This is a genomic window from Streptomyces sp. CB03234 (assembly GCF_001905885.1).
Classification (GTDB): Bacteria; Actinomycetota; Actinomycetes; order Streptomycetales; family Streptomycetaceae; genus Streptomyces.
Window position 1 is genome coordinate 62,940 of record NZ_LIYH01000008.1, and the last position, 18,274, is coordinate 81,213.

Sequence of the window (18,274 nt, forward strand, 5' to 3'; positions counted from 1 at the left end):
TTACGGAGTGGTGGTGGAGATCTCGCCGTGGCCGTGCCGGGGGCGTACCAGGCACAACAGCGTCAGGACGGCCAGGGCCAGGGAGACGAGCATGATCGTGGCCATCGGCAGGGAACTGCTCTCGCCGAAGGCGCCGACGAGCGGGGAGGCGATGGCCCCGCACAGGAACTGCAGTCCGCCCAGGAGCGCGGACGCCGCTCCGGGGGCGGTGCGGCCGATGTTCTGGCCGAGGCTCATCGTCGCCGGGAAGATCATGCCGATGCCGCACATGACCACGAAGAGGGTGATCCAGGTCCCGGTGAAGCTCTCGCCGAGGAGGGCGGTGACCACGACCTGGGCGAGCGTGCCGGTGGCGGCCACGGCGACGCTGAGGCTGAGCAGTACGTTGAGCCGGATGTGGCGGGCCAGCCCGGCGAAGGCCGTGCCGGCGAGGAGCATGCCAAGGGCGTTCACCGCGAAGATCAGCGAGTACATGCCGGCGGAGACGTCGTGGACCCGCTCGAAGACGAAGCTGGAACCGCTGATGTAGGCGAACAGCGCCGCCGACGAGAACCCGAGCACGAGGACGTACCCCATGAAGGGGCGGTTGCGGGTGAGGCGGCCCATCGCGCGGAACGTGCCGGACAGGCCGCCGCCGTGGCGGCGCTCCGGCGGCAGCGACTCGGGCACCTTGAGCAGCACGCCGATCAGCAGCAGGACGCCGATGAGGCACAGGACCCAGAACACGGCCCGCCAGCTGGACACCGCGAGGACCGCGCCGCCGAGGACGGGCGCGGCGACGGGTGCCACGCCCAGGATCTGGGAGAGCACCGCGAAGTAGCGGGGGATGTCCGGGCCGTGGAAGCGGTCGGTGATCACCGCTCGGGCCAGCACCATGCCCACGGCGCCGGCGGCTCCCTGGAGGAAACGGGCGGCCATGAGGGCGTAGGCGTTGGGCGCCAGGGCGCAGACCAGCGAGAACAGGATGAAACCCGCGCTGCCGCCGATCAGCAGCCGGCGCCTGCCGAGGCTGTCGCTGAGGGGGCCGAGGAGGATCTGACCGGCGACCATGCCGGCCAGGAAGGCGGTCATCGTGAGCTGGATGGTGGCGCTGCTGGTGTGCAGCGCGGCGCCCATGGCGGGGAAACCCGGTACGTACATGTCGGTCGCGAACGGGGCGACCGCCGTCAGTGAGCCGAGGACGAGGAGCAGGCCGGTGACGCGCTCCTTGGACGTGGGTGGGACGGCGGCGCGCCGGCGGCTCCGGGTGTCGACCTGGACAGGATGACTGCTTACCATGGAGACAAGATAACAAGTAGTTCACCGGTTTACAAAGAGGTCCCTGTGATTCCGTCCGTCCCCACCGCCGCTGAACAGTGGGCGGCCCGCCATCCCGGCCTGGACACGTCTCCCATGGAGATCGTGGCGCTCCTCAAGAGGATCATGGCCCTGCGCGACCGGGCGGTCGAACCGCTCTACGAGGGTGCGCCGCTGACCCTGCCCGAGGTCGACCTCCTCGTCCCGCTGCGCCACCTCGACCAGCCGGTGACCGCCAGCCGCATCGCCGACCTGCGCAAGCTGTCCCGGGCGGCCATCAGCAAGGCGCTGGCCAAACTGGAGAAGCGGGGCCTCATCGCCCGTACGGCCAACCCCGCCGACCGCCGCGCGTCCCTGGTGGCGCTCACGGAGGAGGGCAAGGCCGCCGTGGACGCCCTGTTCCCCCATCAACTGGCCATCGAGGCCCGGCTGCTGGCCGGTCTCGGCGAGGGGCGGGGCCAGGTGCTGGACGCCCTGAACCTCCTGGTGGACACCATGGAACGCGGCCTGGCCGGACCGGCGGCAGGTGACGGCGGCCAGGACTGACGAGGGCCTCGTCCGAGGCCGGGCGGCGGCGGGCACGGTCGCGGTAGGCCGCACCACGTTCGCCCGCACCGTGGAGCCCGGGGCCCGCCCGCCGGAGTCGGCCGCGCGCGCCAACACCCCGTCATGTGGAAGTCATTGACGGGGGCTCAGGCGGGCCCTACGTTGAACCGCGATACGGCACGTCTGATTCGCATCACGGAACCTAGGGGGTTCTCGTGGCACTCCTTCCTGCTGTTTCTCCCCTCACCGACTTCCGTCTCGACCAACGCTCGGTCCTCATCACCGGCGCCACCGGCGCGCTCGGCAGCGCCGCGGCGCGCGCCCTGCACGCGTCGGGCGCTCACCTGACCCTCGCCGGCGCCCACACCGACAAGCTGAACGCACTCGCCGCCGAGCTGGACGGACCCGGCCGCGTCGTCACGGTCGGGCGCCGGCCGGACGGCCCGGCGGACGCCGAGGCGATCGTGGACGCCGCGGTCGAGGCGTACGGCGACGTGCACGGCCTGCTCGTCGCCTCCGGCATGAACCACGTCGCGCCCATCACCGAGATGGCGGTGGAGGACTTCGACGCCGTGCAGTCGGCCAACGTGCGCGGACCGTGGCTGATGTGCCGGGCAGTGGGGCGGCACATCCTCGGCCGCGGCGGTGGCGGCAGCGTGGTGCTGGTGTCGTCCACCCGGGGCAGGCTCGGCCACGCCGCCGGATACTCCGCCTACTGCCCCTCCAAGGCCGCGGTCGACCTGCTCGGGCGCACGCTGGCCGCCGAGTGGGGCGGTGCCGGGATCCGGGTGAACGTACTGGCTCCCACGCTGTTCCGCTCGGAGCTGACCGCCTGGATGTACGAGGACGACGCGAAGGCCACCGCGACCCGCGACGCCATCCTCGCCCGCGTCCCGCTCGGCCGCCTGGCCGAACCGGCCGATTTCTCCGGGGCGTTGATCTACCTGCTCAGCGACGCCTCGGCTTTTGTCACCGGACAGGTGCTGTACCTCGACGGCGGGTACACCGCATGCTGACCGTCGCCGTCGTCGGCGCGGGTCTGATGGGTCACGGCATCGCGGAGGTGTTCGCGGCCGCGGGCCATCCGGTGCGGCTGCACGACCTCGACCCCGGCGCCCTGCACCGCGCGGTGGACGCCCTGCGGGGCACCGACGGCGTCGCCGTCGACGGCAGCACCGACCTGGCCACCGCCGTCACGGGCGCCGATCTCGTCGTGGAGGCCGTCGCCGAGGACCTGGCGGTGAAGCGGGACCTGTTCGCGCGCCTGGACCGACTGCTGCCGGACGCCCTGCTGGCCACCAACACCTCCGTCCTGCCGGTGAGCGGCATCGCCGAGCGCACCACCCGCCCCGAACGGGTGGTGGGCACCCACTGGTGGAACCCACCCGGCCTGATACCCGTCGTCGAGGTGGTCCGCGGCAGCCACACCAGCGAGCGGACGATGACGCGCACCACCGCTCTGCTCGCCGCCCTCGGCAAGCTGCCGGTACGCGTCGAGCGCGACGTACCGGGGTTCGTCGGCAACCGTCTGCAGCACGCGCTGTGGCGCGAGGCGATCGCACTGGTCGCCGGCGGGTTGTGCAGCGCGGAGACCGTCGACACGGTGGTGCGCAACACCATCGGCCTGCGGCTGGGCGCCATGGGCCCACTGGAGAACGCCGATTACGTCGGCCTCGACCTCACCCTCGCCATCCACGACGCCGTCCTGCCCGCCCTGGACCGCTCCCCCGCTCCCTCGCCCCTGCTGCGCGACCTCGTGGCCGCGGGCGACCTGGGCGCCAAGAGCGGCCGCGGCTTCCTCGCCTGGCCCGACGGCAGCCGCGACCGGGCGGCCGCCCGGCTCGCCCGGCACGTCACCGAGCAGCTCACCTCCCGTGCGGACGACACCCCGTCCGACGACCGACCCGCGAAAGGCTGACACGATGAACGACACCTCCTTCACCTGGCCCCTGGGCGCGGCCGAGCAGGGCCTGGAGTTCTACGACCTCTCCCACCCGTGGGGGCACGGCACGCCCTGCTGGCCGTACTTCGAGGACGTGCGGATCGAGCGCCTGCACAGCATGTCCAAGTCCCGCGTCCTGACCCAGCGGATCACCACGGTCATGCACTCGGGCACCCACATCGACGCCCCCGGCCACGTCGTGGAGAACACCCCGCTGCTCGACGAGATCCCGCTCAGCTCCTTCTTCGGCACCGGCGTGGTGGTGTCGATACCCAAGAAGAAGTGGGAGGTGGTCACCGCCGCCGACCTGGAGGCCGCCACCCCCGCGATACGCCCCGGCGACATCGTCGTCGTGAACACCGGCTGGCACCACACCTACGGCGACAACAGCGACTACTACGCCTACTCCCCCGGTTTCTACAAGGAGGCCGGCGAGTGGTTCGCCGCCAAGGGCGTCAAGGCCGTCGGCACCGACACCCAGGCCCTCGACCACCCGCTGGCCACCGCCATCGGCCCGCACGGTCCGGGCGCCCCGGACGGCCTGCTGCCGTGGGCCTGCGAGGAGTACGAGGCCGAGACCGGCCGCGCGGTGCTGGACGACTTCCCCGAGTGGGAGCCGTGCCACCGGGCCATCCTGTCCCAGGGCATCATCGGCTTCGAGAACGTGGGCGGCGACCTGGACAAGGTCACCGGCAAGCGCGTCACCTTCGCCGCCTTCCCCTGGCGCTGGACGGGCGGTGACGGCTGCATCGTGCGCCTGGTCGCCATCGTCGACCCGGCCGGCACGTACCGGATCGAGACGGGGGAGCGCGGATGAGCCCGATGCGCGTCACGGCGCTCGATCAGGCCCCGCCGTACCGGCCGCCGTCGCACCACGGTGTCGGCGCGCTGCGGCTGCAGGGACATGAGGCCGGGCCGACCACCCGGTTCTGGACGGGGCTGTCGTACTACCTGCCGGGCGGGGTGGCGCAGGCGGCGCCCACGGTGGAGGAGACGGTGTACGTCGTCCTCGACGGCGAGCTGGTGGTCACCGCCGACGGCCGGGAGGCGACGCTGCGGCGGTACGACTCCGTCCACCTGGACAAGGGAGAGACCCGTTCGCTGGAGAACCGCTCCCACCGCCCCGCCACCCTGCTCGTCACCATCGCGCTGCCGCCCGGGGAGGGCTGAGATGGGCGTCGTCATCACCGTCGCCCCCACCGGGCCGATCGCCACCACGGCCGACAACCCGCACCTGCCGACCGCTCCGGAGGAGATCGCCGCGGCCGTCGCCGACGCGTACGACGCGGGCGCGTCGGTCGCCCACCTGCATCTGCGTGACGAGAACCAGCGGCCGACCGCCGACCCTGGGACCGCGCGCCGGACCATGGAGCTGATCGCCGAACGGTGCCCGGTGCTGATCCAGTTGTCCACGGGGGTCGGACTGAGCGTGCCGTTCGAGGAGCGGGAGCGGCTGGTGGAGCTGCGGCCCCGGATGGCCACGCTCAACCCCTGCTCGATGAGTTTCGGCGACGGCGAGTTCCGCAATCCGCCCGGCAAGGTGCGGCGTCTGGCCGCCCGGATGCGGGAGCTGGACATCAAACCGGAACTGGAGATCTACGACACGGGCCACCTGGAGGCGTGCCTGCGGCTGTGGGAGGAAGGCCTGCTCGCCGAGCCGCTGCAGTTCTCCGTCGTCCTCGGCGTCCGGGGCGGCATGGCCGCCACCGCGGACAACCTCCTCGCCATGGTGCGCCGGCTGCCCCCGGACGCGGTCTGGCAGGTGGTCGCGATCGGCCGGCACAACCTGCCGCTCACCGCCATGGGGCTGGCTCTGGGCGGCAACGCCCGCGCCGGGCTGGAGGACACCCTGCACCTGCGCAAGGGGGAACTGGCGCCCGGCAACCGGCCGTTGGTCGAGCGCGCGGTCGCCCTCGCCCGGGACCTGGACCTGGCCGTCGCCGGAGTGGCGGAGACGGAGCGGCTCCTCGGTCTGCCGGGCCGGTAGCCGCACGTTCCCCCTCCGTACGGCAGTCTGTCCTGGACACGACGTGAGAAGGGGGCACTTGCCATGACGGCGGTCGACGAGCAGACGCGGGCGGGACGAGGCGGCACGGGCGGCATCCAGGTCATCGCCCGGGCGGCGGAGGTGCTGCGTCTCCTCCGGGCGGCTCCGTCGGGGCTGACCCAGGCGGAGGTCGTCGAGCGGATCGGTCTGGCCAAGTCCACCGTGCACCGGATCCTCGGCGCGCTGGAGGCGGAGGGGCTGGTGACCCTGGCGGGCAACCGGGGGCGCTACCGGCTGGGTCCGGAGGTCCGCCGTATGGCCGCTTCCGTACGGTCCGCCCTCGTCGTCGACCTCCGTCCGTACCTGGAGGAACTCTCCCGGGAACTGCGGGAGACCGTAGACCTGTCGGTCCTGGAGAACCACCAGGTGCTCTTCGTCGACCAGGTCGTCTCCGACCAACGGCTGCGCGCGGTCAGTGCGGTGGGCGCCGGCTTCCCCCCGCACTGCTGCGCGCCGGGCAAGGCCATGCTGGCCGCCCTCCCGGTGACGGCGCTCGAGGACGCCGTACCGAACCGGCTCACCGCCGAGACAGCGCACACCCTCACCACCCGCTCGGCACTGCGCCGCGACCTCGACGGCGTGCGCCGCACGGGCGTCGCCCTCGACCGTGAGGAGCACACGCTCGGCATCTGCGCCGTCGGCGTCGCGGTCCGCACGGCCGCCTGGGGGGTCGCGGCCATCAGCGTCCCCACCCCCACCCAGCGCTTCACGGGCCGGGAGCCGGCGATCGCCGATGCCCTGCTGCGCGCCAGGGACCTGATCGAGAGGGACTTCGGCCCCGTGGAGCCGGCCCCGTAGGCCCCCTGGTCAGTCGCCGACCAGTGCGTCGACGACGGCCCGGGCGACCCGGGCCGTCCGCTCGGCCGTCCAGAAGGCCGGGTCCTCGACGGTGGAGACGAAGTAGCCGCGGGTCAGCAGGGAGAGGACGTCGGCGGCCAGGTCGGCGTCGGGCGCTCCGGCCGCGATGGCCGCGTCGACGAACTCCTGCCGTGACTCGCGCGCCTCGTCCCGGTCGATCCCGTTGGGGTCGGTGTGCGCCGAGGAGAGCATCTCGACCCAGAGCGTACGCAGCAGCAGGTCGTCGGGCTCGGTGCTGAGGTTCCACTCCACCATGGCCCGCAGGCGTTCCTTGCCCCGCAGATCGCCCACGCGCGCTTCCAGGTCGGCGCGCCAGCGGGATTCGGCGGCATGGACGGCGTTGGTGATCAGCGCTATGCGGGTGGGCACGTAGTTGGTGACCATCGCCGTGGAGCCGCCCAGTTCCTTGGCGACGGCGCGGATGGTGACCGCGCGGGCCCCGTCACGGGCGGCGACGGCAAGGGTGGCCCGGGCGATTTCCTTGCGGCGCTGGACTTCGTCGACGTCGATCGGCATGAGGGCAACCTAGCTCAGTGGGGTTGACGGTGCGGACACTCAGATGCAACGTTGTTATATCACGTTGTTTTCTCAGCGTTTCTTCTCTGTGGAGGGCCCATGAGCCTTGCCGTCGAGCGCGTCACCCCCCAGCCCGTCCCCCCGCAGGCGCAGCAGCACATGGTGCGCATGCGGGACGGAGTGCTGCTGGCCACCGACGTCTACGGCGCCCGCCCCGACCCCGCCCCGACCGTGCTCGTCCGCCTGCCGTACGACAAGAACAGCCGTTACGTCTTCTTCGAGAAGGTGGCGGAGCGGTTCACGGCACGCGGTTACGTGATGGTGGTCCAGGACGTCCGGGGCAAGTTCCGCTCGCAGGGCGAGACTCTGGGCTGGACCGGCGAGGTGGACGACGGGTACGACACCATCGAGTGGGTGACGCACCAGCCGTGGTCCAACGGCCTCGTGGGCATGTTCGGCGACTCGTACTACGGCTTCACCCAGTGGTCGGCGGTCGCCGGCCAGCATCCCGCCCTCCGGGCGATCGTGCCCCGGGTGACCTGCACCAGCAACGGCCCCGGGGTGGCGAGTTACGACACCGGGTCCGGCCGGCAGCCGTTGTGGCTGGAGGGCGCCGACTACCAGGCGCACCACTGGATCGACAACGACAGCTACGAGTACGAGGCCGACCTCACCACGCGTCCGCTGATCGCCGCGTACGAACAGGCCTTCGCGGTCATCGGGAAGCGCTCGGCGGGCTTCGACCTGATCGTCGGCGGCATCCCGCTGCCCCCGTACAACGGACCGCACCCCTACGACGCCCGTCCGGTACCGGTGCTGCACTGCGTGGGCTGGTTCGACAACCTCGGCATCGCCCACATGCGGGACTACACCGAACTGGCCCGGCGCCCCGGCTGGTCGGCGGTGCAGTACCTGGTCGCCGACACGACGGACCACGAGAACTACTTCCTCGAGAACGCCCCGGTGACCCCGGGCACCGATCACATGGCCGACGAGGCCGCTCTCGACACCATGCTGGACTCCTACACCGGGCCCGCGCTGGAGTTCTTCGACGTCTTCCTCAAGGGCAGTGCCCGGCCCGAGTCGCTGCCGCGCGTGCGGTGGAAGCTCGGGCACGTCGGCTGGCGTACGGCGACGGCCTGGCCGCCGCCGGAGGCCGCGCCGGTCGACCTGTACCTGGGGGAACCGGCAGCGGCCACCGGCCCGGTGCCGGGCGGGCGCCTCGACGCCGCGCCGTCGTCGGGCACGGGATCCGTGGAATGGCGGTACGACCCGGACGACCTCGTACCCTCCGCCACCGAGAACACCTTCATGCTGCTGCGTGACCATCCGGACGAGCGCCCCACGGCGGACCGGGACGACGTCCTGGTCTTCACCGGCCCGGCGTCCGGCACGCCGCTCGACCTCGCCGGGCCCGTGCACGCGGTGCTCCACGTGGACAGCACCGCGCCCACGTTCGATGTGTTCGTCCGGCTCCTCGACCTCGCCCCGGACGGCACCGCACGGCTGATCGTGCGGGGCTGCGCGCAGCTGGACACGGCCGACGGCGCGGGCGAGGCGGAGATCGCGCTGGGCCACACCGGCTACCGGCTGCGCCCGGGGCACCGGCTCGCGCTCGTGATCGCCAGCAGCGACTTCCCCAACCACCTGCCCAACTCCGGCTCCACCGAGAACCCGTGGCTGACCGTCACCCCCAAGGCGAGCCTCCAGACGCTGCGGACCGGCCGCGCCCACCCCTCACGCCTGCGCCTCACCGTCCTGCCCGCCGGCGCCACCAGGGGTGAGCGGCCATGACGCTCCGGTTCGTCGCCACCCGGCTGGGCACGCTCGTGGTGACCGTCCTCGCCTCCAGCCTGGCCATCTACGGCGCCCTGTTCCTCACCCCCGGCGACCCCGCCACGCTGCTCGTCGGCGGCAGCCGCAGCCCCGACCCCGAGGTACTGGAGCAGATCCACCGCGAATACCACCTGGACGATCCGTTCCTCGCGGGCTACTGGCACTGGCTGAGCAGCTTCGCCCAGGGCGACTTCGGCAAGTCCCTGGTCTACCGCGACTCCGTCGCGGGCCTCATCGGCGCCCGCGCGGGCGACACCGTCGCGCTGGTGGCGTACGCCTCCGTCCTGGTCCTCCTCGCCGGCACGCTCATCGGCACGGTCGCCGCACTGCGCGGGGGGCGGACCGAGACGCTGGCCACGACGCTCACGGCGGGCGCGATGGCGGTGCCGACGTTCATCATGTCGGTCCTGCTCATCTGGGTGTTCGCCGTCCAGCTGCCGTGGTTCCCGGTGTACGGCTCCGGCGAGGGCTTCGCCGGCACCCTGTCGCACCTGACGCTGCCGGCGCTCGCGCTGGCGGTGACGTGGACCGGTTACGTCGCCCAGGTGACCCGGACGGCGGTGCGCGCGGAGATGCGCTCGGAGCATGTGGAGACCGCCCGCAGCCGGGGCGTACCCGAACGGACCGTCATCAGACGGCACGTGCTGCACAACGCGTCCGGCCCCGTGTGCGCGGTGTCCGGCGTGGGCGTCGCGGGCCTCATCGCCACCGCCGCCGTCGCCGAGCAGGCGTTCGGGACCGGTGGCCTGGGCGCCCTCATGATCGAGGCGGCGTCGAAGCAGGACATGGCCGTGGTCCAGGCCGTGTCTTTGATCTTCGTGGTCGTGTTCGTCGTCATCAACACCGCCGTCGACCTGGTCAGCGCCGCGCTCGACCCCCGGGCGGCCGCACAGAAGGGGACCGGATGAGCACCGCCTTGTTCAGCCGTACCGCGCGCATACCCGGTGCCAAGGCCCGGACCGGGCGCCCGCGCGACCGTGTGACGCTCGCCGCCGGCGGTGTGGTGGCCCTGTTCGTCCTGCTGGCCGCGGTGGGCCCGCTGGTCGCCCCGTACGACCCCAACGCCGTCGACCCGCTGGGCGTCAACGCCGGGCCCTCCGGGGCGCACCTGCTGGGCACGGACGACACCGGACGCGACATCCTCTCCAGGCTCATCTGCGGTACGCGTTCCAGCCTGGCGGCCCCGGCCCTGGTGATCCTGATCTCCACCACGCTCGGCACGCTGCTCGCGCTGACCGCCGCCTGGGCCGGGGGGTGGCTCGACCGGTTCGTATCCGGCGCCCTGGACGTGGTGTTCGGGTTCCCGGGCCTGATCATGGCGGTGCTCGCCGCCGCCGTCTTCGGAGCCGGGCTCGCCGCCCCGGTGGTGGCCCTGTCGATCGCGTACCTCCCGCTGATCACCCGGGTGGTGCGGTCGGCCGCGCTCAAGGAGCGCAACCTGCCGTACGTCTCTGCGCTCCAGCTCCTCGGGGCGCCCACCCCTCGGATCTGGCTGCGGCACCTGCTGCCGAATCTGCTGCCCCTCGTTCTCGTCCAGGCCACCATCGGCTTCGGGTACGCCCTCCTCGACGTGGCCGCCATCTCGTTCCTGGGGCTGGGCAGCCAGCCGCCGGACCCCGAGTGGGGACTGATGGTGGCCAACGGGGCCCCCTCGATCCTCGCCGGCCAGCCGCAGCAGTCGCTGTACGCGGGCCTCGTCATCCTCGTGGTGGTGGTCGCGTTCAACCTGCTGGGAACGGGGCTGTCCCGCCGCCTGCTCGGAGAAAACGCATGACATCCTCCCCCCTGCTGCACATCGAGGGGCTCAGCCTCGAACTGCCCCTGGACGGAACGCTGAAGACCGTCGTCCACCGCGCGGACCTGAGCATCGCCGAAGGGCGGGCCGTCGCCCTGGTGGGCGAGTCGGGATCGGGCAAGTCCCTGACGGCCCGTTCGGTTCTGCGCCTGCTGCCCCAGGGCGCCCGGATGCGCGGCGAGCTGCTCTTCGCCGGCGAGTCCGTACCCGGCATGTCCCGGGAACGGCTGCGTACGTTCCGTGCCGGCGACGTCGCCATGGTGTTCCAGGATCCACGGGCGCACGTCAACCCGGCCCGTAGCGTCGGCGACTTCCTGGTGGAGGGGCTGACGACCGCTCGCGGTGTTCCCGCCGCCGAGGCCGTCGCCAAGGTGACCGGCATCCTGCGGGAGGTCGGCATCGGCGACGCGGAACGGCGCATGCGGCAGCGGCCGCACGAGCTGTCGGGCGGCCTGCTGCAACGCGTCATGATCGCCGCCGCGCTGGCCGCCGAACCCCGGCTGCTGCTCGCCGACGAGCCGACCACCGCGCTGGACGTGACGACGCAGGAGGAGGTGATGGCCATCATCGGCGAGGCCCGGGAAGCCCGCGGGCTCGCCATGCTGTTCATCACGCACGACCTGGAACTGGCCGCCGCCGTGTGCGACCGGGTCGTGGTGATGTACGCGGGTTCGACCGTCGAGGAACTCCCGGCCGGCCTGCTGCGGTCGCGGGCCGGTCACCCGTACACGCGCGCCCTGCTCGCGTCCCGCCCGGCGGTCGGCGACACCGGCGCCGAGCTGCGGGCCATCGCGGGCAGGCCGCTGTCCGGGTTCGAGGTACCGGCGGGGTGTGCCTTCAGCGACCGGTGTCCCGATGTGCGGGAGCTGTGCCGCGTCGAGCGGCCCGCACCGCGTTCCGCGGGCGAGTCCACGGCGGCCTGCCACTTCCCCCACACGCACTCGCCCGAGGAGGCCGGCACGCATGCTTGAGGTAACGAACCTGCGCAAGGTGTTCGGCGACTTCGTCGCCGTCGACGACGTCACCTTCCGCCTTCCCGAGCAGGGGTCACTGGCGGTCGTCGGTGAGTCGGGATCCGGCAAGACGACCACCGCTCGCATGATCGCCGGGCTGGAGGCGCCCAGTGGGGGGCGGATCGTGGTCGCGGGAAGCGAGCGCCGGCCAGGGCGCGTGCGGCGGGGTGAGCGGCGTGCCCGGGGCCGGCAGATCCAGATGGTCTTCCAGGACCCCTACTCCTCGCTCGACCGGCGCCAGCGGGTGTGCGACGCGGTCGCGGAGGCCGTCGCGCTGCACCAGCCGCTGCGGGGCGAGGCGCTGCGGGCCCGGGTCGCGGAACTGTTCGACATGGTGGGCCTGGACGAGCGGCAGGCCACGTCCCTGCCCAAGGCCCTCTCGGGCGGCCAGCGCCAACGCGTCGCCATCGCCCGCGCGCTCGCCGCCGAACCGCGGGTGCTGATCCTCGATGAGGCGATCGCCGCACTGGACGTGTCGATCCAGGCCCAGATCCTGGGGCTGCTCGCCCGCATCCGGGCCACCACGGGGACGTCCCTGCTGTTCATCACCCACGACCTCGGCGCCGTGCGGCACATCAGCGACGAAGTCCTGGTGATGCGGTCCGGGAAGGTCGTCGAGTACGGCCCGGTCGCGGAGGTCCTGGACCACCCGGGGGACGCGTACACGCGCCGCCTGATCGGCTCCATCCCCAAGCCGGGCTGGAAACCTCGCAGACGGGCGCACCAGGCCGTGGCCTGACGCACGACGAAGGGCGCTTGTCCGGGCACACAGGGGGCCGGACAAGCGCCCTTCGTCATGCGTCAGGCGTACAGCTCGCGGGCGGAGGGCGTGGGCCGGCGCGTGGCGTACGGAGTGGTGTAGGCGAAGTTGACGACCGTGCGGCGCACGCCGGTTCGGGCGAGCGGGGTGACCCGGTGCGCGGTGGTGTCGCTGCGCAGCAGGTAGGCGTCGCCCGGCCGGTGGTGGACCGCGCGGACCGAGGGGGCGTCGAGGTCGCGCAGTGACGCGGCGCGGGGCACGTACTCCAGGAGACCGCCGTCGTCCGGTGCGCCGGGTGCTTCGAGGAAGAGCACCAGGGCGTACGGGTAGTCGTCGGTGTGGGCGCCGTGGGTGTCGCCCCGGCGGTGCAGGATGTTCAGCACGTGCCGCTCGACCTGATCGGGGACGCCGGTGATCTCGTCCCCGGTGAGTGCGGACAGCAGGGCGCGCAGCCCCTCGTCGGCGTACGCCTCCGGAATGATGCGGGACTCCTGGGCGATCACCTGGCCGCCGAGGGTGGTCATATGGCGCGGCGATGCGTCCATGCACGTCATGGCGAAGTCGCGGCGGCGCGCGACTTTCTCCAGCCGGGCCGCTTCCTCGCGCAGGTCGGCCTGTCCTCGCGGGCTGAGCAGGCCGCGCAGGGGCGCGTACCCGTCGGCCAGGAATCGTCGCCGGGCCTGCTCCGAGGCCGATGCCGATGTGCGGGGGATCACGAACATGAGGGGTGGCCTCCCCCGCCGGGCGACTCCCCATGCCGGGGCGGCGCAGGACGGCCGGAAGACGCCGCCGCGGAATGACCTCCCACGGTCGGGACCGGACACGGTCGCGCCCCCTCGCCGGCCCCCGGAGGGCGGGCGAGGGGGCGCATGCGCGTGTCGCGGCCGGTCGCCCGGCTCAGGCGGCGCCGGACGGCGCCAGCGGCGGCCGGGTCCGCTCGGCGCGGGCCTCGATCTCCGTGGCCGCGTGGAGGAGCAGGTTCTCGCGGAACCGCCCACCGATCAGCTGTACACCGGACGGGAGCCCGTCCCGGAGGCCGGTGGGTACCGACATCGCCGGGAAGCCGAGCACCGGGACGGCCTGCATGGGCCACTGCGCGGCGAGCAGTTCGCGTACGCGGGCGTCGCCCGCCAGGTCCGCGTCCTGTTCGAACGGGGGCTCGGCCGACACGGGCGTCAGCAGGATCCGGTCGTCGCCGAGGTACTGCTGGAGCCGGGTGATGAGGGTGCCGCGCCGCGCGTAGCCCTTGATGTAGGCCTCCAGCGTGGGCCGCTCGCCCCAGTGCTCGGTGGCCGCGGCGAACGACGAGGCGAGCGAGAGCCGCACCGTGTCGTCGCCGAACCGTTCGATCTCCGGCATCATCGTGCGCAGCTCCTCGTAGAGCAGCAGCGACCACAGCCGCGCCGCCTCGCCGAGCAGCGGCAGCTCGGCCTCCTCCACCTCGTAGCCGGCTTCGCCGAGCCAGGCGGCCGCGCTGTCGATGGCCGCCTCCACGGCCGGGTGCGGCTTGGCCAGTCCGGCGTCGCGGACGACGGCGACCTTCACCGGGCGCGGCTCGCCGAGCGGCGGGCGCGCCGGGAGGCCGACCGGGTCCAGGAGGTCGGGGGTCACCATGGCGTGCAGGCCCAGCCGGACGTCGTCGACCGTCCAGCCCAGCGGTCCGTGCACCGCCATGGTCTGGAAGGAGAGCGGGGCGTCGAACTCCGCTCCCTGGGCCGGCTCGGTGGCGGAGACGAGGCCCACCGTGGGCCGGAGGCCGACGGCGCCGCAGCAGTAGGCCGGGAACCGGATGGAACCGCCGATGTCGTTGCCCTGGGCGATGGGCACCATCCCGGACGCGACCGCGGCGGCGGCGCCGCCGGAGGACCCGCCGGGGGTGTGGGCGCTGCTCCACGGGTTGAGCGTCCGGCCGTGCAGGTCGTTGCCGGTGAACCACCGTACGGCGAACGCGGGGCTGTTGCTGCGGCCCATGAGGTTCGCGCCCGCCCGGCGCAGGGCGGCGACGCACGCCGCGTCGTCCCCGGCGACGGCGCCGGCCCAGGCGGGGATTCCGTGGGAGCTGGCGTATCCGCGCTGCGAGGTGTTGATCTTGATGGAGACCGGTACGCCGTGCAGCGGTTCCAGCGGCTCACCGGCGGCGACCTTCGCGTCCGCCTCCGCGGCCTGGGCGAGTGCCTCCTCGGGGCGGATGTCCACGAGGGCGTTGACGGCCGGGTTGGTCTCGTCGATCCGCTGGAGGAACGCCTGCGCGACCTCGGTGGCGGAGAAGGCCTTGTCGCGGATGCCGGCGGCCAGTTCGGCGGCGGAGTGGTCCCACAGCGGCTTCTCGCCCGGGCTGCTGGTGCTCATCGTCGTCTCCTTGAGGGTGAGGGGTGCGCGGGTCACTTCGCGGTGCCGCCGAGGTACGCGGCCCACGGCATGCCCATGTAGGCGAAGGAGGTGGGCGCGCCGCTGATGCGCTTGTTCATGTACATCCGTTCGTGGGTGGCGGCGAGGTGGATCACCGGGACGGTGGGGGTGAAGAGGGCCTGGGCTTCACCGAAGGCCTTGGCCGAGGCCTGGGGGTCGGAGGACGTACGGGCCTGCTGGAGGAGCCGGGTCACGGCGGGGTTGTCGTAGCCGGTCCAGTTGAACAACCCGCGCGGGGTGACCATTTCCGCCACGTACGCCGCGGGGTCGGGCATGCCGACGTACCCGAAGGTGAGGATCAGGTCGATGCCCTGGCGGATGGAGGGGTCGTAGAAGAGCGAGGACATCTCGGTGGGCTGCAGCAGCCGGAGCTGTATGTCGACCCCGAGCTTCTTGGCGGCGGCCTGGAGGAACGTGAGCGTCTGCAGTCCCTTCTGGTCACCCGCCGGGATCGCCGCCACCAGGGGCCGTGACACGGGGCCGACCTGGGCCATCAGTTTCCTGGCCCGCTCCAGGTCGGGCGCGGGGGCGGCCGGCAGGGCCGCGTAGGCGGCGTCGTACCGGTCGGCCGCCTTGTCGCCGCGCCATGTGAGGGGCGGGACGAGCGACTTCAGGGGCGTGGCGTCGCCGCCGAACACGTTCTTGATCAGTGCGGTCCGGTCCAGGGAGAGCGACAGGGCGTCCAGGAGCCGGCGGTCCGCGGCGGGGGACTGGGCGCTGCCGGGGACCAGCAGGACGTTCTGGGTGGACGGGCCGAGGTAGGTGTCGCCGTTGCCGGCCCTGGCGAGCGCGGTGGCACTGCTGGGCGGCAGTTCGTAGGTGCCGTCCACTTCGCCGGAGAGGAGGGCGCTGGTCAGTGTGTTGCTGTTGGTGATGAAGGTGAAGACGAGTTCGCCGACCTTGGGCTTGAGCCGGGCGTCCCAGTAGGCGTCGTTGCGTTCGAGGGTGATGCTGTGGCCGGACTTCCAGGAGGCCAGCTTGAACGGCCCGGTGCACATGAGTCCGCCCTTGGCGGTGCCGTAGGCGGCGCCGGCCTTCTGGGCGTACGCCTTCCGGCTGACCGCGCCGAAGGACGTCGACAGGGCTTTGGGGAGGGTCTGGTCGTACGTCCTGGTGCGCAGGGTCACCTGGTGCGGGCCGGTGGCCTTGATCGACGTCACCGCGGCGAGGTAGTTCCCGTACAGCGCCTGCGTCTTGGGGTCGGTCTGCCGTTCCAGGCTGTGGATCACGTCCTCGGGCGTCATGCGGGAGCCGTCCCAGAACGTCACGTCCGCCCGGAGGTCGAGCACCAGGGTGCGGTTGTCCTTCCAGGTCACCTTGCGGGCCAGGCCGGGGCTCAGGGAGAAGTCCGCGTTCATCCGCGTCAGTGTGTCGCAGAGGTTCGCCTCGACCGTCTGGGGCGAGTAGTCACCGACCTTCGCCGGGTCCAGGGTCGTGGGCTCGCCGTAGGGCAGTGCCCAGGTGACCCGGTCCACCGCGCCGGTACCGGGCGTTGTGGTGGTGGTGAGCCGGAGGGGGCGGGGCGCGCCGCCGGATCCGTTGGACGTGGAGGTGCAGGACGTGGTGGCCAGCACACCCACGCTGATGAGCACCGTCAGCACCGGTCTTCTTGCAGCCATGGCTGATGCTCCTTGCCGGGGAGAGAGGAAGGGAGGGGGAGCGGGAGAGGAGCGCTCGCCGTCGAGGCGTGGGGATGGCGGCAAGCCTTCATAAACGAACGTCATATAACGTTGTTGCATGTCACGCTTGCATCCGGCGGGCAAACGCGTCAAGACCCTGAGCCGTCCTCTCGGCAGATCCGGCAGTGCGACATGGACGGGGGTGACACAACGGCACGGGGGCCGGTAGCTTCTGCGTCCACACCGCCGCTGTGCGCACGCCACCGCAGCTTCCCCGCTGCCGCGCCCGGCCTCGACGATCGCGGCGGCCATGCTGCCCGACCGCCTCCGAGCAGCGGCGATTCCCTCCCCACGACCAGCAGGCCGACGCGTCGAGCAACCTCTCACGCCCCTGCCCCCGCGCGTCCCGCCCCCGGCGGACACGACGCGCCCCACTCACGAAAACGGAGTCCCACCGTGTCCTTCACACCTGCTCTCACCTTCGCGTTCGAGATCCGCGCCCAAGTCGCCGAGACGCTCCACATCGGTCACGGCGACGGAGAGGTCACCGAATTCACCCCCATCGTCGGAGGCAGCGTGGAAGGGCCGCTGCTGCGCGGAAAAGTGCTGGCGGGCGGCGGCGACTGGAGCAGCACCCGGGGCGAGGTCTGCGAGCTGGACGCGCGCTACCTGATCCAGGCCGACGACGGTGCGGTGATCGACATCGTCAACCGGGGCTACTACCGGCCCAAGTCCGACTGCCCGGACCAGTACGACGGCGACCTGCAGGTCTCGGAGGCCGGGCACTACTACCGGACCTCCCCCGCCTTCCGGACGGACGCGCCCGCCCACCGGTGGCTCGCCGAGACGGTCTTCGTGGGGCTCGCCCGCCCCGAGGGCGAGGACGTCGTCGCCATTCGCATGTACGCGCTCCAGTAGGCCGGCGCCGCCGGTGGCCGGCGGGACACCCACCGCGCCACCGGCGGCGCCGGCCACCGCCAGGCACATCCCGCGTCAGGACAGCGCGCGGTAGGCACGGTTCAGGCAGTCGCGGAACCGGGCGGTCTCCTCCTCGTCGAAGTCCAGGATCATGCGCTCCTCCAGCCGCCGCGCCGGCTCGGCGTACTCGGCCAGCAGCCGGCGGCCGGCGTCGGCGAGGAGGACGACCTTCTCGCGCCGGTTGCGGGGGTTGGGCTCGCGGCGGATCAGGCCGCGGTTCTCCAGTGTGCGGACCATGTCGGCCATGGACTGGGCCGTGACGAAGGAGTCCCGGGCGAGCTGCGCGGCGGACAGGCCGTCGTGCCGTTCCAGGACGGTGAGGGCCGTGTACTGCAGTGCCGTGATGCCGGCGGGCTTGAGCAGCTCCTCGAGGCGTGCGCGTACGACCAGTTCCGTCCGCTTGACCAGATAGAGCAGCGAGGGGCCGCCCGTGCTCACCCCTCCCCCCGTCCCGGACTTCGCCACTGCCTCCACGTCCACGCCTCCAAAGTGCTGCCGACCGGTCCTCGATGATGCGCCCACCCTAGGCCATTGACAGGAATCCTGAGCATCGACCACACTCCAAACCATCAGGATTCCTGTCGATCGCTCAGTGGCCGGCTGCCCCGTGCCGCTGCGCGCGCCCGGCCCTCCCCCACACACCACCAGAGAGGTGCACA

General features: G+C 72.3%; 19 protein-coding genes. 13 read left to right on the forward strand and 6 right to left on the reverse strand.

Features of this window, described 5'->3' with window-relative positions:
* Complete coding sequence (locus AMK26_RS31045) at positions 1-1,278, reverse strand: multidrug effflux MFS transporter (protein ID WP_073758803.1); 1,278 nt, start codon at positions 1,276-1,278, stop codon at positions 1-3.
* 45 nt (positions 1,279-1,323) lie between these two features.
* On the opposite strand from AMK26_RS31045, the gene AMK26_RS31050 reads away from it, so the two are divergent.
* The 7 genes from AMK26_RS31050 (at position 1,324) to AMK26_RS31080 (ending at position 6,629) form a co-directional block, all read left to right on the forward strand.
* Complete coding sequence (locus AMK26_RS31050; protein WP_073758805.1) at positions 1,324-1,842, forward strand: MarR family winged helix-turn-helix transcriptional regulator; 519 nt, start codon at positions 1,324-1,326, stop codon at positions 1,840-1,842.
* 215 nt (positions 1,843-2,057) lie between these two features.
* Complete coding sequence (locus AMK26_RS31055) at positions 2,058-2,858, forward strand: SDR family NAD(P)-dependent oxidoreductase (RefSeq protein WP_073758807.1); 801 nt, start codon at positions 2,058-2,060, stop codon at positions 2,856-2,858.
* Entirely contained in the window at positions 2,852-3,760 is a 909-nt protein-coding gene (locus tag AMK26_RS31060; protein WP_073758809.1) for a 3-hydroxyacyl-CoA dehydrogenase family protein, read from the forward strand. The genes AMK26_RS31055 and AMK26_RS31060 overlap by 7 nt, the downstream gene beginning before the upstream one ends.
* A gap of 4 nt (positions 3,761-3,764) precedes the next feature.
* The gene (locus AMK26_RS31065; protein WP_073758811.1) at positions 3,765-4,601 is read left to right on the forward strand and encodes a cyclase family protein; all 837 of its coding nucleotides are present in this window, start codon (positions 3,765-3,767) and stop codon (positions 4,599-4,601) included.
* Entirely contained in the window at positions 4,598-4,954 is a 357-nt protein-coding gene (locus AMK26_RS31070; RefSeq protein WP_198944212.1) for a beta-D-galactosidase, read from the forward strand. The genes AMK26_RS31065 and AMK26_RS31070 overlap by 4 nt, the downstream gene beginning before the upstream one ends.
* 1 nt (position 4,955) lies before the next feature.
* Complete coding sequence (locus AMK26_RS31075) at positions 4,956-5,771, forward strand: 3-keto-5-aminohexanoate cleavage protein (RefSeq protein WP_073758814.1); 816 nt, start codon at positions 4,956-4,958, stop codon at positions 5,769-5,771.
* A gap of 63 nt (positions 5,772-5,834) precedes the next feature.
* Complete coding sequence (locus tag AMK26_RS31080) at positions 5,835-6,629, forward strand: IclR family transcriptional regulator (protein WP_073758815.1); 795 nt, start codon at positions 5,835-5,837, stop codon at positions 6,627-6,629.
* 9 nt (positions 6,630-6,638) lie between these two features.
* Here AMK26_RS31080 and AMK26_RS31085 read toward each other — a convergent pair whose 3' ends face one another.
* Positions 6,639-7,205 (reverse strand): TetR/AcrR family transcriptional regulator, encoded by a 567-nt coding sequence (locus AMK26_RS31085; protein ID WP_073758816.1) that lies wholly within the window; start codon positions 7,203-7,205, stop codon positions 6,639-6,641.
* A gap of 99 nt (positions 7,206-7,304) precedes the next feature.
* On the opposite strand from AMK26_RS31085, the gene AMK26_RS31090 reads away from it, so the two are divergent.
* The 5 genes from AMK26_RS31090 to AMK26_RS31110 are packed head-to-tail and all read left to right on the forward strand — an operon-like array spanning position 7,305 to position 12,588.
* Complete coding sequence (locus AMK26_RS31090) at positions 7,305-8,999, forward strand: CocE/NonD family hydrolase (protein WP_073758817.1); 1,695 nt, start codon at positions 7,305-7,307, stop codon at positions 8,997-8,999.
* Entirely contained in the window at positions 8,996-9,949 is a 954-nt protein-coding gene (locus AMK26_RS31095) for an ABC transporter permease (RefSeq protein ID WP_073758818.1), read from the forward strand. Before AMK26_RS31090 ends, AMK26_RS31095 begins: the two co-directional genes overlap by 4 nt.
* Entirely contained in the window at positions 9,946-10,815 is an 870-nt protein-coding gene (locus tag AMK26_RS31100; protein WP_073758819.1) for an ABC transporter permease, read from the forward strand. The genes AMK26_RS31095 and AMK26_RS31100 overlap by 4 nt, the downstream gene beginning before the upstream one ends.
* Positions 10,812-11,807, forward strand: a complete 996-nt coding sequence (locus tag AMK26_RS31105) for an ABC transporter ATP-binding protein (protein WP_073758820.1) — start codon at positions 10,812-10,814, stop codon at positions 11,805-11,807. Before AMK26_RS31100 ends, AMK26_RS31105 begins: the two co-directional genes overlap by 4 nt.
* On the forward strand, positions 11,800-12,588 hold the full coding sequence (locus tag AMK26_RS31110) for an ABC transporter ATP-binding protein (protein ID WP_073758821.1): 789 nt from the start codon (positions 11,800-11,802) through the stop codon (positions 12,586-12,588). Before AMK26_RS31105 ends, AMK26_RS31110 begins: the two co-directional genes overlap by 8 nt.
* A gap of 62 nt (positions 12,589-12,650) precedes the next feature.
* Here AMK26_RS31110 and AMK26_RS31115 read toward each other — a convergent pair whose 3' ends face one another.
* The 3 genes from AMK26_RS31115 to AMK26_RS31125 all read right to left on the reverse strand — a co-directional run bounded on the left by AMK26_RS31115 (position 12,651) and on the right by AMK26_RS31125 (position 16,637).
* Complete coding sequence (locus AMK26_RS31115) at positions 12,651-13,331, reverse strand: HalD/BesD family halogenase (RefSeq protein ID WP_073758822.1); 681 nt, start codon at positions 13,329-13,331, stop codon at positions 12,651-12,653.
* A gap of 175 nt (positions 13,332-13,506) precedes the next feature.
* A complete protein-coding gene (locus AMK26_RS31120; RefSeq protein ID WP_073758823.1) occupies positions 13,507-14,958 on the reverse strand; it encodes an amidase in 1,452 nt (483 codons plus the stop codon).
* A 32-nt stretch (positions 14,959-14,990) separates the two neighbouring features.
* Complete coding sequence (locus AMK26_RS31125) at positions 14,991-16,637, reverse strand: ABC transporter substrate-binding protein (protein WP_073758824.1); 1,647 nt, start codon at positions 16,635-16,637, stop codon at positions 14,991-14,993.
* Between the two features lie 456 nt (positions 16,638-17,093).
* Here AMK26_RS31125 and AMK26_RS31130 point away from each other — a divergent pair, with 456 nt between their 5' ends.
* Positions 17,094-17,555 carry a DUF3237 domain-containing protein gene (locus AMK26_RS31130; protein WP_073758825.1) on the forward strand — a complete coding sequence of 154 codons (462 nt, stop codon included), beginning with the start codon at positions 17,094-17,096 and terminating at the stop codon, positions 17,553-17,555.
* A 75-nt stretch (positions 17,556-17,630) separates the two neighbouring features.
* Here AMK26_RS31130 and AMK26_RS31135 read toward each other — a convergent pair whose 3' ends face one another.
* Positions 17,631-18,095, reverse strand: coding sequence for a MarR family winged helix-turn-helix transcriptional regulator (locus AMK26_RS31135; RefSeq protein WP_443333199.1), 465 nt, complete (start codon positions 18,093-18,095; stop codon positions 17,631-17,633).
* Between the last annotated feature and the right edge of the window lie 179 nt (positions 18,096-18,274).

Coding starts and splice junctions, on each gene's coding strand:
- AMK26_RS31045 (WP_073758803.1), bottom strand. CDS start 1,278: ATGGTAAGCAGTCATCCTGTCCAGGTCGACACCCGGAGCCGCCGGCGC.
- AMK26_RS31060 (WP_073758809.1), top strand. CDS start 2,852: ATGCTGACCGTCGCCGTCGTCGGCGCGGGTCTGATGGGTCACGGCATC.
- AMK26_RS31065 (WP_073758811.1), top strand. CDS start 3,765: ATGAACGACACCTCCTTCACCTGGCCCCTGGGCGCGGCCGAGCAGGGC.
- AMK26_RS31070 (WP_198944212.1), top strand. CDS start 4,598: ATGAGCCCGATGCGCGTCACGGCGCTCGATCAGGCCCCGCCGTACCGG.
- AMK26_RS31075 (WP_073758814.1), top strand. CDS start 4,956: ATGGGCGTCGTCATCACCGTCGCCCCCACCGGGCCGATCGCCACCACG.
- AMK26_RS31080 (WP_073758815.1), top strand. CDS start 5,835: ATGACGGCGGTCGACGAGCAGACGCGGGCGGGACGAGGCGGCACGGGC.
- AMK26_RS31085 (WP_073758816.1), bottom strand. CDS start 7,205: ATGCCGATCGACGTCGACGAAGTCCAGCGCCGCAAGGAAATCGCCCGG.
- AMK26_RS31090 (WP_073758817.1), top strand. CDS start 7,305: ATGAGCCTTGCCGTCGAGCGCGTCACCCCCCAGCCCGTCCCCCCGCAG.
- AMK26_RS31095 (WP_073758818.1), top strand. CDS start 8,996: ATGACGCTCCGGTTCGTCGCCACCCGGCTGGGCACGCTCGTGGTGACC.
- AMK26_RS31100 (WP_073758819.1), top strand. CDS start 9,946: ATGAGCACCGCCTTGTTCAGCCGTACCGCGCGCATACCCGGTGCCAAG.
- AMK26_RS31105 (WP_073758820.1), top strand. CDS start 10,812: ATGACATCCTCCCCCCTGCTGCACATCGAGGGGCTCAGCCTCGAACTG.
- AMK26_RS31110 (WP_073758821.1), top strand. CDS start 11,800: ATGCTTGAGGTAACGAACCTGCGCAAGGTGTTCGGCGACTTCGTCGCC.
- AMK26_RS31115 (WP_073758822.1), bottom strand. CDS start 13,331: ATGTTCGTGATCCCCCGCACATCGGCATCGGCCTCGGAGCAGGCCCGG.
- AMK26_RS31120 (WP_073758823.1), bottom strand. CDS start 14,958: ATGAGCACCAGCAGCCCGGGCGAGAAGCCGCTGTGGGACCACTCCGCC.
- AMK26_RS31125 (WP_073758824.1), bottom strand. CDS start 16,637: ATGGCTGCAAGAAGACCGGTGCTGACGGTGCTCATCAGCGTGGGTGTG.